Origin of the sequence: Fibrobacter sp. UWH6 (assembly GCF_900142465.1) — a bacterium.
GTDB lineage: Bacteria > Fibrobacterota > Fibrobacteria > Fibrobacterales > Fibrobacteraceae > Fibrobacter.
The window spans coordinates 306,514-318,988 of record NZ_FRAX01000001.1 but is presented as its reverse complement, the minus strand read 5'-3'; the positions used below and the strand labels follow the sequence as shown (position 1 = coordinate 318,988).

Genomic DNA, 12,475 nt, shown 5'->3' with positions numbered 1-12,475 from the left:
CGCGATCTAGGATTTTTTCCCCTTTACGAACAAAGGGCTGCGGTTTAAAACCGCAGCCCTTTTTCTGTATGCTTTGTTCTTTCTGACTACTTCTTCTTAAGCCATGCCTGGCAAAGGAACATGGAGAATACCACGCTGGTAATCAGGAAAATGAAGATGCCTAGGCAAGCCAGGTCACCGATGCCCTTCAGGCCGCGATGGGTGGTAAAGAGGAAGCCCACGAAGCCGGCGATAGTGGTCATGGAGCTGGCCATCACGTTACGGCCGGTGTTGTCCATAAGCTGGCGGAGGGTCATGTTCTTGTCGGACATCCAAGAGGTAATGAAGTGGATGGTAGCGTCGATGCCGATACCCAGGGTCATGGGAATGACGATCACATTATAAATGCTGATCTTGCCGAAATCCAGGAAGTGGGTCAAGGCGCCAAGTACGCCCAGAGTCAGCAAGGTGCCCATGCCGAAGGAAATGCAGCCGCTAATGAAGAGCTTGGGCTTGCGGAAGGACACGGCCAAGGTTCCGAAGATCACCAGGATGATGGCCAGGGCCAGGCGGAAGCTGTCCTGCTTCACGGATTCAATCACGTCAGAGAGAATGAACTGGGAAGAGAAGGTGCGCAGGTCTTCGCCGTCGAAGTTCCAGTGGCCATAACGTTCCTGGAAGCGGTGCAGGGCGTGGGCATCCCAGCTGGGGAAGTCACCGTAGATAAAGCCGATCTTGCCATAGGAGCCATCCTTTTCGCGGAGGAGGTCCAGAGTCCAGCTAGGAACGTCTTCGGGAGTGAAGGATTCCTCGACCTTGGCCAGCTGACGGAGAGAAGCGATGTTTGCGGAATCCTCGCCTTCGGCGCGGTCAAAGACACGGGCTTCTGCCAGGTCGCGAATTTCCTCGATGATTTCGAGGCGGGCCTTCTGGGAATCCATAGGCGGCACAAAGCTCTTCAAGGTCAGGAAGCTACCCAGGGTAGAATCCTTTTCCACATGGAGTCGGACCATCAAGGTATCGTACAGCATATCAAGCTGTTCGGGCTTGGAACCCATGACGGCGGCCGGAGTGGATGTCACGGCACGGTTGGTGGCACGGGTCACCTTGGTAGAAATCTTGTTCTTGGAAGTCTTTACCGTGGTAGAAACGCGGCGCAGGTTGCGCATGTTGTGTTCGAAGTCCACATCCTGGGCAAAGTACAGGGAGATGCCACCAAGAATGAAGCCGATAATGGCCGCATACTTAAAGAAGTTAAAGACTTGCTTGTCGCTCCAGGACTTGGGAAGCAGACTGTTATTAGGTGCAGCGGGAATACCGCCCATGCATCTGATAAATACAGGCAGCACCAGCAAGGAGGTCAGCATACTGAACAGCACACCGCAAGAAGCCACCACGCCGAATTCATAGAAGCCGCGGAAGTGTGCAGCAAGCAAGGTCAGGAAGGCTGCGATGGTGGTGAAACTTGCCAGAATGAAAGGCTTCATCATTTTCTGCTGGGCCATTTCCAGCACTTCTTCCAAAGAGGCGTTCTTGCTCAGCAGCTTTTGTGCCGTACCCAAAATATGGATGGAGTAGTCAATACCGATACCCAAGATAATGGAAGCCACAAAAACGGTAAAGGGGTTCATCTTACCGTACAGCAGGGCGGTAAATGCCAGGGTAGGAATGCAGGCGTACAGCACAGAGGCAGTCACCAGCACAGGGCCCTTCACGCTGCGGAAGAACACCATGGTCAAGATGAAGATCAGGACAAGGCTAATGCCGAAGGAGAAGATACTGTCGTTAGCCACTTCATCCACTTCCTTCAGACCTTCGTAAGTACCTTCAACAGTAAAACGGGTAGGCACGGGGTAAGTCTTGGAACCGAAGTAGCTCAACAGGGAATCGGTGCTTGCCAGAATATGGGTCACGAATTCATAGTCGGTAGAAGGCTTGATCAGTTTGGCGTTCACCACACCGTTAAAGAGGATCTTGCCATCATAGTCTTCCGGAGGAGGAGTGCCGATCAGGCGAGTTTTCAGATGAGCCGGCAAGAAAGCCTTGGGATTCCATTCTTCGCCAGACTTTGCCTGCTGTAAGGTATCATCCTTGGCCTTCTTCTTGAAGAAGGAATCAAAGGCGCTAACCGCTTCTTCGGGGAGGCCCAGTTCCTGCGGGAGGTTGGCGTCAAACCAGACACGTTCTTTCTTTTCGGCAGAGGCAGAACTGTCGGACAGACCATCCATCAGGTCAACCACCAGAGGACCATTCTTGCGGCCGATTTCCAGCTGCAGATCTTCAAGATTGTCGCGGATGCGTTCCAGATGCTTCGAAGGCAGGTAAAGCAGGGCGTTATCCTTGAAGAACTGGTTGTCGTTATCGACCTGAGTCGAGACGAAATCGCCAGTCCAGTTCTTGTGGATGTATGCACTGATAGAATCCTGCAGGGCGGCAACGAGTTCGACGTCTTCGCTCTGGATGGCAATCATGAAACGGTCCGTACTACCGAAACGGCTGAAGGATTCCTGCAGAGCCTTGACGCTAGGCGTATCTTCCGGCAGCAAGTGGGACAAGTCCGCATCCAGCTTAAGACCAGGCTTAAACAGGATGGGAATGGCACAGAGTACCGCCAACACTAGGTAGAAGGCCAGAGCCTTGAACTTGTTTCTGCAAATCAGCGGGATATACCAGCCAGAAAATTTTTCAGTAAACGATTTCTTATTCATTTTACCATCCATCAGAAGACCTCCTATCCTCTTCTTTTCAAACACTTTTCCTAGAACATCTTGCGGGCTTTCTTAGCCCCACCGGCGGACGTGGCCGGGCTGCTTACCGCACCCTTGTTACTAAAGAGGGTGGCATCGTCAGCAGACTTGGTCTTCACTTCGAAGTGGTTACCGTCGCAAGTTTCAGTAGGAGCATAACCAGCGGTATACAGGCAGACGGTCTTTTCGGAGCAGAACTCACCGGCAGCCTTACCCGTGTGGTTGCAAACGCCCTTGCTTACAACGCCGGAGGGAACCGGGAAGGGCTTGCGGGGCAGATCCTTATGCAGTTCCTTCATCACGGCAATCCAGACAGGCAGGGCATCTTCAGTACCGGTATGACCTGCACCCAGGGAACCCGGATTATCGGAGCCAACCCAGACACCCATGGTGTACTGCTTCGTGAAACCGATATACCAGCAGTCCGTGTAATCGTTTGTGGTACCCGTCTTACCACCACTGGGATGGGTAAAGCCGTTGGCATACACACGGGCGGCAGTACCGCGAATGTTCACGTCCTTCAGAATGTCCACCATCAGGTAGGCAGAAGCCGGGCGCAGCACTTCGTGTTCCACCTTGGAGTTACGTTCGATCACTTCGCCGTTGCGGTCCACGATAGATTCGATCATGTAAGGTTCAATACGGTTACCGCCATTGGGGAACACTGTATAGGCAGACGTCATTTCCATCAGGGTTGCACCCACGGAACCCAGAGCCAAGCTAGGCACAGCCATCAACGGAGCGCGAACGATACCGAACTTGCGGGCGTAGTTCACCACATTGTTCAGGCCGTACTTCATACCCGTCAAAATAGCAGGCAGGTTCTTGGAACGGTACAGGGCGCGGCGGAGCGTCATCATACCTTCGAAGTCATGTTCGAAGTTGGCCGGACGCCACACCTTGTTGGGGTTCTTGTCATCCGGGTCGGGAATGCTCACAGGCTGGTCGTTCACGGAGTCGCAGGGGCTTGCACCGTTATCCATTGCGGTGGAATAGACGATGGGCTTGAAAGAGGACCCGGGCTGACGCAAGGACTGTACGGCACGATTCCAGCGGGAGGCGTTCCAGTCGCTACCACCCACCATGGCACGGATTGCGCCCGTCTCGTTTTCGATAAGGATGGCGGCCACTTCGGCATGATGATAGCGGATACTATCCGGATAACGGCGCTTGGTCAAGTCGGCAGCGGTATCGGCAGCCAGATAATTCTTCTTGAAATCGGCATAAATGCTGTCGAAGTGTGCCACCACGCTATCTTCGGGCATATCATACTTCTTGGTCAAGAGCAGACGGCGTGTGGTGCGGTACTTGACGCGGCGGCGAACCTTTTCCACCTGCACGCGGGCAACGCTATCGGCATAAGCCTGGATGGCCGGGTCGATGGTACTATTAATAGTCACACCATCGGCATAGAGGGAGTTTTCGCCATACTTCTTTTCCATGTACTTACGGATTTCTTCGTAGAAGTACAGGCCGGCATCGTTATTCACTTCCTTCTTGGCCAGGGTGATCGGAGTTTCGATATACTTATGATAATCATCATTATTGATGTAGCCGGCATCGCGCATGGCATAGAGCACCGTGTTGCGGCGTTCCAGTGAAGCCTTGGGATGACGGTCGGGGCGGTAAGCTTCCGGACGCTGGAGCATACCGGCAAGAACAGCATATTCAGGAATGGTCAGACTGTCCAGGGGGCGACCGAAGTAGAACTTGCCTGCAGCCTGGAAACCATAGTTACCGCCAGACAGGTAAACTTCATTCATGTAGAATTCAAGAATTTCCTTCTTGGTATAGGTCTGTTCGATGCGGATGGCGGTCATCATTTCCTTGATCTTACGGGAAATGGTTCGTTCCGGCGTCAGGAACAGGAGCTTGGTCAGCTGCTGGGTCAAGGTAGAGGCACCGCGGAGCTTCTTGCCCGAGGTCGCACTTTCCAGAATGGCAGACGGAATCGCCCACACGTTCATACCCCAGTGATCATAGAAGGCACGGTCTTCGGTAGCCATCACCGCATGGATCGCATCTTCCGGAATCGAGTCGAAGGGAGTCCATTCGCGACGTTCCACGAAATACTCGTGGGCAATTTCGCCGTTCATGTCGTTAATCTTCGTGACCAGCTTGGGATTGATCTGCTCCAGCTGAGAAAGGGAGGGCAGCTCCGGCGCAAAGTGGTTGTACACCGCCACAACCGTCACAAAAGCGATAATCACCGGCAAAGCCAGGATTCCGAGCCAAATCAGCACCTTTTTATCGGTGAACCAGCCCTTCAAAATCTGAAGGACATTCATTAGGACAGCTTTAACTTTATTCATTATAATATATAAGGTTAAAAATTTGGGGACAAAGATAGCTAATACGAGAACATCATACCTTTAAGGAACATGAAAAGAGGGGTCTAAAGCCCCCCCATAAAAACTTTTTTCAAAAAAAATCATTTTTTTTAGGAATTACCCTTGACAAATATCGTGAATAATCTATCTTTGTGCGCGTTGAAAGACGAGAGTCAAACAACAAAACAAAAACGCGGATGTAGCCCAACTGGATAGAGCGTTTGGCTACGAACCAAAAGGCTCCAGGTTCGAGTCCTGGCACCCGCAGAAAAAAGCAGTAAGAGAGATCTTACTGTTTTTTTCGTTTTACACCTCCCCAGACATTTTGTTTCAAAAACTTTTCAAACTGTCCTTCATTTTGCAAACAGTTGTTTGCACGGCGCGTTTAATTTTATTCTAAATTTACATACAAGGTTAAAAACAGGAACACATTATTACCCATACCACGCCGTGGAGGAAAAATGATCTACAAGCAAATCATCTTATCGAAAGTCATCCAGCACATTTTTCTCGCCAAACGTCAAAAAACAGGGCTAACCCAGCTGGGACTCGCCCTCAAATCCCATATTACCCGCCAGTTCATCTCCCAAGTCGAAAGCGGCAAGAGAGCCCCCTCTATTTTCACCATGAGCGTCCTAGCCACGGCCTGCAAAATGACCCTGACCGAACTATTCCAGGAAGTGGACAAACTGTACAATTTTTACGAAATGGAAGACAATTGCAGGGCTTCGGAACCGGCCAAGATCGCAGCTTCGCCAAACCGTTGCAACGACTACATCGAAAACATCAGACACAAGTCACAGCCGTAATCTACGACCCTTAACAAAAAGGCTATTTTTTACTATCTTTGCGACCTATGGAATGGCCGCGCAACATAAAAACACTTACCACAGACGAACTGAAAGCTTGGCTTAGGGACGTCGACGAAAAGCCTTTTAGAGCAGACCAGATTCAGAAATGGCTGTTCTGCCAGCAGGTCCGTTCCTACGACGAAATGGTGAATATTTCACCCGCACTTCGCGAAAAGTTGGCAAACCAGTTTGAGCTGCGCTCCCTCAAGGAAGACCAGCACATGGTTTCCGTAGACGGAACCGTCAAATGGTTGTTCGAAACCCATGACGGATATCACATCGAAACCGTGATGATCCCCGCCAACGGTCGTTTTTCTGTTTGCGTTTCTACCCAGGTGGGCTGCGCCATGAACTGCGCATTCTGCCGCACCGCCAAGATGGGCTTCTTCCGTAATCTCGAAGCCGGCGAAATCCTCGAAGAAATCCTGAACGTCAACTGGTACCTGAAAGACAACAACATCTTCAACGAAGAAGGTCAGATCGCCCAGGTCACCAACATCATCTTCATGGGCATGGGCGAACCCCTGAACAACCTGGAAAACGTACACCGAGTCTGCTGCACTCTGCACAACCAGAAGCTGTTCAACATGGGCTCCAAGCGCATGACCGTCAGCACCAGCGGCGTCGTCCCCCGCATCAAGGAACTGGTGGACCGCAACACGCCCTGCTGCCTGGCCATCAGCCTGAACAGCACCAATAACGAATACCGCTCTTCCGTCATGCCGGTAAATGACCTCTGGCCCATCGAAAAACTTTTGGAAGCGGTAGACGAATATATCCGTAGAACCGATAATTATGTGACGTTCGAATTCGTTCTGATCCAGAACATCACCTGTACGCCCAAGGCCGCCAAGGAACTGATCCGCATTTGCGCTCCCCGACGCGTCAAGGTGAACGCCATCATCTTAAACGATGGCGACGACCCGAACCTGCACGCCCCTACCCCCGAAGAAGTGGACACCTTCCTCGCCGCGGTCCGAGCAGCCCAGGTCCAGATCACCATCCGTACCGCCCGTGGCCGCGACATTCTGGCCGCCTGCGGACAGCTGGCCTACAAGAAGAACAAGGACAACCAGGAAGCATTTGAAAGAGGCCACAGCCTCCCCGACGCAAAGCCCAGGCAGGACTGACAAGGTTCGGCACAGGGCTCCAGGACGGAATCAAATTTGGAATTAGGATAAGTAATTAGCAAGAGAAACAAACAGGAAGGTAAATAATGTTGACACAAAACCTCCCGGAATTTTGGGATAATCTTTACGCAGAAGGCAAGGACTATTGGAACACCAAGAAGGCTACCCCTGCCCTGCTGGAATTTTTCAAGAACCCCTCCTGCCCCGCTACCGGCTCCGTGCTGGTTCCTGGCGCAGGCTTTGGTTACGACGCCGAAGCATGGGCCATGCGCGGCCATGACGTTCTGGCAGTAGATTTCGCAGCAACCGCAGTCGATGAACTGGACCACTTGAGCCGCAAGCACAAGAACCTCCGTTCCCTGGACCTGGACTTGTTCACCCTTTCTCCCAAGGATCAGAAGCGTGGCGGCCAGCAGTTCGATATCGTGTACGATTACGGTACCTTCACTGCAATCCATCCGGGTCGTCGCGACGAATTCTTCGAAGTCTGCTACAAGATGCTGAAGGACGACGGAGTGCTGATTTCCCTCATGTACCCGCTGATGAACGGCAAGACCCTGCAGGGTCCTCCGCACTGCACCAGCGAAGGCGAACTGATGGCTCGTCTCGGCGGCGTTTTCGATGTGGTTGAACGCATCCCGGCCGTAAACAGCCTCCCCGACCGTGCAGGTAAGGAAGAATTCTGGATTCTCAAGAAGTGCCTGTAGTAGCATAAAGGTTATAGGCGAAAGGATAAAGGAGCGCGGTCATCCCGCGCCTTTTTTTTTCGCCGTAAACAGCCTACCGCCTTTAAACTTTAAACTTTATCCTTTAACCTTTTTTCTATCTTTTTCGCTGTAAATTTTTCACACTTTTAACGAGGTTATTATGGCTCAAGATTTATGCCCCTGTGGTTCCGGTAAAGAATATTGCGAATGCTGCGAACCGGTCATCAAGCAGACTGCTCTCGCCGCTTCTCCCGAAGCACTGATGCGTTCTCGCTACACCGCTTACGCCAAGCACGAAATCGCATGGCTCAAGGAATCCCTGGAAGCTACTCAGCGTTCCGATTTCGACGAAGCTAGCGTCGAAGCATGGAGCAAGGAATCCGAATGGCTGGGCATCGAAATCAAGCAGACCAAGACCGAAGAAGAAAAGAACATCGGCTGGGTCGAATTCGTAGCTCGCTTCAAGCAGGGCAACATCACCCGTAACCACCACGAACTGGGCGAATTCCACAAGGTTGGTGGCGCATGGTTCTTCTATGACGGCCGTGCAGTCAAGCAGGAAACCGTGAAGAAGACCGGTCCGGATGTCGGCCGTAACGATCCGTGCCCCTGCGGTTCTGGCAAGAAGTACAAGAAGTGCTGCGGCGCTGGTAAGTAACGACGGTATGAGGACGCACCTGCGGTGCTCTGAGGCATGAGGGCGGGCCAAAGGCCCTTTGAGCTAAGGAATAGCGGCTTCGCTGCGACAATTTAACTTACCTCTAGCGAGCACAGCGAGCGACCTCAAAGCGACATCGTCGCGACCTCATCCCTGATTTCCTAAGGAATAAAAGCAATGTTCAAGATTTTTGTTGATGGCGAAGCTGGTACCACCGGTCTTCAGATTTATGATCGACTCGCAAAGCGTAACGATATCGAAGTTCTGCGCATTTCCCAGGAACTGCGTAAGGATACCGCCGAACGCCAGCGCTTGATCAATGAATCCGACGTGACTTTCCTGTGCCTGCCCGATGCAGCCGCCGTGGAAAGTGCAGCGCTCTGCACCAATCCGAACACCGTAATCATCGACGCTTCCACGGCTCACCGTGTGAACCCGGACTGGACTTACGGCATGCCCGAACTTTCTGCAGAACAGCGCAAGGCCATCAGCACAGCAAAGCGCATTGCTAACCCCGGTTGCCACGCCACAGGCTTTATCCTTGGCGTACACCCGCTGGTCGCAAGCGGCATTCTCCCCAAGTCCACAAACTTGGCAGCCTACAGCATCACCGGCTATTCCGGTGGCGGCAAGAAGCTCATCGCCGAATACGAAGACGAAAGCGCTCTTGGCCACAAGGCAGGAGAATCCCTCCCCATCATGGCTCCGGCACCTTACGCCCTGGCCCTTTCTCACAAGCACATTCCCGAAATGAAGAAGTACTGCGAACTGGAAAACACGCCCTTCTTCAATCCGGTGCTTGGCCCCTACTACAAGGGCATGGCCGTAACCGTAGCCCTCTTTGCAAACCAGCTTAGCAAGAAGGTTGGACCTCAGGACCTGACCGACATCCTCAAGGAACACTACGCAGGCTCCAACTTCGTAACCGTCATGCCTTACGAAGCAACCCCTGCAGAGACTCCGGCACTGATCAACGGCCGTCTGAACCCCACCATCTGCAACAACACAAATAATGCTTGCATCCAGGTTTTCGGTAACGAAACCGTCATGCAGGTTACAACAATCATCGACAATCTGGGCAAGGGCGCCAGCGGTGCCGCCATCCAGAACATGAACATCGCTCTCGGTCTCGACGAAACGTTAGGACTCTAACCCTGCGGCGAAGCCGCCTAACTCAAACTCAAAGGAGCGAAGCGACGAGCTCATACCTCGGACCTCGAAACCTGTTATGTTTTTAGACGAAAAATCAATCGAAGTGCGCTCCGGCAAGGGCGGTGACGGCATCTGCAGTTTCCACCGTGAAAAGTTTGTACCTCTGGGCGGCCCCGATGGCGGAGATGGCGGCCGTGGCGGTCACGTTATCCTCCAAGTCAACGAACAGTATTCCACCCTGCTGGACATGGGTAACGCACGTCTGTACAAGGCACGCCCCGGTCAAGCCGGCGGCGCCAAGCGCTGCACCGGCAGATCTGCAGAAGACCTCATCGTAGACGTACCCAAGGGAACTATCGTCAAGGATGCCGAAGGTCGAATTCTTGCAGACCTTACCGAAGACGGCCAGCGCTGGATTGCTGCCCGTGGCGGCAAGGGCGGCATGGGCAACCAGCACTTCGCCACCCCTTCTAACCAGGCACCTCGCAAATGCACTCCGGGCGAAGCAGGCGAAAAGCGCGAACTGTTCCTGGAACTGAAGCTCATGGCAGACGTCGGTCTGGTTGGCTTCCCCAACGCAGGCAAGTCCAGTCTGGTGAACAAGATTTCCAGCGGACGTCCCAAGGTGGGCGACTATCCCTTTACCACTCTGGAACCGGTGCTTGGCATCGTGCAGATGAACGGACATAGCTTTGTGGTGGCCGACATTCCGGGTCTCCTGGAAGGCGCCAGCGAAGGCAAGGGTCTGGGTCACCAGTTCCTGAAGCACATCGAACGCACCCACACTCTTTTGTTCGTAATTGACGGTTTTGCAGAAAACGCCTACGAACAGTTCACGGTTCTGAAGGGAGAACTGGCGGCATTCCACCCGAAGCTAGCCAAGAAGCCCTACGTAATCGCCCTGAACAAAAGTGACCTGGGCATCGAAGAGGCCATCAAACAGTTTGCGGAACATAAGGAAAAGGTTATCATCACCTCTGCCTTTACCGGTGAAGGTTGCATGGAACTCCGTGACGCCCTGGATCAGGCAGTCCCCCACGTCCAAAAGAAAAAGGTGGGCTGGGAAACCAGGAAGGTAGAAGCACCTGTCAAGAAGGCCGCCGCAAAGACTGCTGCCAAGGCAGAACGCAAGGCAGCATCCAAGACCGCAGCCAAGCCCGCATCCAAGACCACAAAGGCTCCTGCCAAGAAGGCTCCCGCAAAGAAGCCTGCCGCAAAAAAGTCCAAGTAAGGTAAAAGTCCATGGCAAAAAAGGAACAGTCAACACCCGTCATCCAGAATAGAAAGGCAAACCACCTTTACTTCGTGGACGAAACCTTCGAGGTGGGCATCATGCTCATCGGTTCCGAAGTCAAGTCCATTCGCGACGGCAAGTGTACCATTGGCGAAGCCTGGATTGACATTGACGAAAAGAAGAACGAGCTCTGGCTGGTAGGTGCCCGCATCGACGAGTACCTATTCGCCAACCGCTTCAACCACATTCCTGCAAGACGCCGCAAGCTCCTGGCCCATGGCCACGAAATCGAAAAGATGCGCAAGGCCAAGGAACAGAAGGGCTGCACCCTGATTCCTCTGAAGTTGTACTTCAAGAATCGTCGCGCCAAGCTGGAAATGGGCATCTGCCGCGGTAAGGACCAGCACGACAAACGTCAGACCATTATGGAACGCGACGCCAAGATGGAAATGGATCGCGCAGCAAAGGCACACAAGTAATGAACAAGGTTTTGTGGGTACTGCTTTTCTGCCTAGCAACCGCCTCTGCGGTGTGGGCCGGTAAAACGGACGTAGAGAATTTCGCCCAAAGTAAGGGCGCCTCTTTCCATTGGTATCCCGTTCAAAAAACGTTCACCCTAGAAAGAAACAAGGACACGGTCAAGTTCGCCATCGGCCTCCCCTACGCAAGTCTCCACGGCAAGACAATCAACCTTGCAGCAGCTCCAGTTCTTTCTGCAGGCCGCATCCAAATTGATTCCGTCGACGCAGCAAAATTTTTTGAGGCAGAACAAACCGCAAAAAGTTCCGCCCAACAGGCAGCCGTTTCATCAAGCAGTGTAAAGGCAGCCCCCGCAGCAACAAATACAACAACCACAGCCCAAGCACCCGCCCCCGCAAAAAATGAAACCGCAGGCACCCGCGAAGTCAAGACCATCGTTATCGACCCGGGCCACGGCGGCAAGGACTCAGGCGCCATCGGTTCCAAGTCTCAAGAAAAAGACATTGTCCTTACCGTAGGCAAGCTCCTCAAGAAGGAATTGGAAAAGGAAGGCTTTATCGTCAAGATGACCCGCGACAAGGATTACTTTGTCGAACTGGGCCAGCGGGCCAATCTAGCAAACCAATGGGATGGCGACCTCTTCATCAGCCTCCACTGCAACGCCGTTGACGCCACTCCCGAACGCAAGAAGATTATCAAGGGCTACCACGTCTACGTACTCCGCGCTCCCGAAAGCGAAGAAGACAAGGCCATCGCCCGCCGCGAAAACAAGGTGGCCACCCTCTACGGCGAAAAGAACGCCAAGGAAGAACTCTCCCCCATCGAATGGTTTAAGCTGGAAGCCCGCCTCGAAAAGTACAAGCAGAACAGCTACATGTTCACCGAAGAAATGTTAAAGGCCATGGACGGCGGCAAGATCCGTCGCCAGGCAGGTGGCGTAGGCGGTGCAGGCTTCATGGTCCTGGTGGGTGCATTAATGCCCGCAGTCCTTTACGAAATCGGCTTCATCAGCAACCTTGAAGACGAAGCCTACATGATGAGCGACGCCGGCCAGAAGGATATCGCAGAACGCATTTCCAAGGCAGTCACCAGCTACAAGGAAGCCGTTCACAACTACCGCGAAACCCTGGGCAGGTAAAGGTTAAAGGTTAAAGTATAAAGAGAGGTGACTCCGGTGGAGTCGCCTTTTTGACAAGTCCGCGGCACC

10 protein-coding genes and 1 tRNA gene are annotated in these 12,475 nt (G+C 53.0%); 9 read left to right on the top strand and 2 right to left on the bottom strand.

All coding sequences use genetic code 11. The features are described from left to right. Positions 1 to 86: 86 nt before the first annotated feature. The gene (locus BUB73_RS01365) at positions 87 to 2,687 is read right to left on the bottom strand and encodes an efflux RND transporter permease subunit (RefSeq protein ID WP_073156751.1); all 2,601 of its coding nucleotides are present in this window, start codon (positions 2,685 to 2,687) and stop codon (positions 87 to 89) included. Between the two features lie 50 nt (positions 2,688 to 2,737). Next, positions 2,738 to 5,014, bottom strand: coding sequence for a penicillin-binding protein 1A (locus tag BUB73_RS01360; RefSeq protein WP_254794987.1), 2,277 nt, complete (start codon positions 5,012 to 5,014; stop codon positions 2,738 to 2,740). A 235-nt stretch (positions 5,015 to 5,249) separates the two neighbouring features. Here BUB73_RS01360 and BUB73_RS01355 point away from each other — a divergent pair. The 9 genes from BUB73_RS01355 (at position 5,250) to BUB73_RS01315 (ending at position 12,406) form a co-directional block, all read left to right on the top strand. Continuing rightward, positions 5,250 to 5,323, top strand: a tRNA-Arg gene (locus BUB73_RS01355). Between the two features lie 194 nt (positions 5,324 to 5,517). Further along, positions 5,518 to 5,865, top strand: coding sequence for a helix-turn-helix domain-containing protein (locus BUB73_RS01350; RefSeq protein ID WP_073156186.1), 348 nt, complete (start codon positions 5,518 to 5,520; stop codon positions 5,863 to 5,865). A gap of 47 nt (positions 5,866 to 5,912) precedes the next feature. Continuing rightward, on the top strand, positions 5,913 to 7,037 hold the full coding sequence (gene rlmN / locus BUB73_RS01345; RefSeq protein WP_073156184.1) for a dual-specificity RNA methyltransferase RlmN: 1,125 nt from the start codon (positions 5,913 to 5,915) through the stop codon (positions 7,035 to 7,037). Positions 7,038 to 7,123: 86 nt separating this feature from the next. Beyond that, positions 7,124 to 7,744 carry a methyltransferase gene (locus BUB73_RS01340; protein WP_073156181.1) on the top strand — a complete coding sequence of 207 codons (621 nt, stop codon included), beginning with the start codon at positions 7,124 to 7,126 and terminating at the stop codon, positions 7,742 to 7,744. Between the two features lie 160 nt (positions 7,745 to 7,904). Further along, complete coding sequence (locus BUB73_RS01335; RefSeq protein WP_073156175.1) at positions 7,905 to 8,402, top strand: YchJ family protein; 498 nt, start codon at positions 7,905 to 7,907, stop codon at positions 8,400 to 8,402. Between the two features lie 177 nt (positions 8,403 to 8,579). Further along, on the top strand, positions 8,580 to 9,554 hold the full coding sequence (gene argC, locus BUB73_RS01330; protein WP_073234051.1) for an N-acetyl-gamma-glutamyl-phosphate reductase: 975 nt from the start codon (positions 8,580 to 8,582) through the stop codon (positions 9,552 to 9,554). A 76-nt stretch (positions 9,555 to 9,630) separates the two neighbouring features. Further along, positions 9,631 to 10,785, top strand: a complete 1,155-nt coding sequence (gene obgE, locus BUB73_RS01325; RefSeq protein WP_083538056.1) for a GTPase ObgE — start codon at positions 9,631 to 9,633, stop codon at positions 10,783 to 10,785. A gap of 11 nt (positions 10,786 to 10,796) precedes the next feature. Continuing rightward, positions 10,797 to 11,267, top strand: coding sequence for an SsrA-binding protein SmpB (smpB, locus tag BUB73_RS01320; RefSeq protein ID WP_073156171.1), 471 nt, complete (start codon positions 10,797 to 10,799; stop codon positions 11,265 to 11,267). Then, a complete protein-coding gene (locus tag BUB73_RS01315; protein ID WP_083539595.1) occupies positions 11,267 to 12,406 on the top strand; it encodes an N-acetylmuramoyl-L-alanine amidase in 1,140 nt (379 codons plus the stop codon). Before smpB ends, BUB73_RS01315 begins: the two co-directional genes overlap by 1 nt. Positions 12,407 to 12,475: the final 69 nt, after the last annotated feature.

What these genes read in the sequence shown, in the direction of transcription:
- BUB73_RS01365 (WP_073156751.1), bottom strand. Translation starts at nt 2,687, where the DNA reads ATGAATAAGAAATCGTTTACTGAAAAATTTTCTGGCTGGTATATCCCG.
- BUB73_RS01360 (WP_254794987.1), bottom strand. Translation starts at nt 5,014, where the DNA reads ATGAATGTCCTTCAGATTTTGAAGGGCTGGTTCACCGATAAAAAGGTG.
- BUB73_RS01350 (WP_073156186.1), top strand. Translation starts at nt 5,518, where the DNA reads ATGATCTACAAGCAAATCATCTTATCGAAAGTCATCCAGCACATTTTT.
- rlmN (WP_073156184.1), top strand. Translation starts at nt 5,913, where the DNA reads ATGGAATGGCCGCGCAACATAAAAACACTTACCACAGACGAACTGAAA.
- BUB73_RS01340 (WP_073156181.1), top strand. Translation starts at nt 7,124, where the DNA reads ATGTTGACACAAAACCTCCCGGAATTTTGGGATAATCTTTACGCAGAA.
- BUB73_RS01335 (WP_073156175.1), top strand. Translation starts at nt 7,905, where the DNA reads ATGGCTCAAGATTTATGCCCCTGTGGTTCCGGTAAAGAATATTGCGAA.
- argC (WP_073234051.1), top strand. Translation starts at nt 8,580, where the DNA reads ATGTTCAAGATTTTTGTTGATGGCGAAGCTGGTACCACCGGTCTTCAG.
- obgE (WP_083538056.1), top strand. Translation starts at nt 9,631, where the DNA reads ATGTTTTTAGACGAAAAATCAATCGAAGTGCGCTCCGGCAAGGGCGGT.
- smpB (WP_073156171.1), top strand. Translation starts at nt 10,797, where the DNA reads ATGGCAAAAAAGGAACAGTCAACACCCGTCATCCAGAATAGAAAGGCA.
- BUB73_RS01315 (WP_083539595.1), top strand. Translation starts at nt 11,267, where the DNA reads ATGAACAAGGTTTTGTGGGTACTGCTTTTCTGCCTAGCAACCGCCTCT.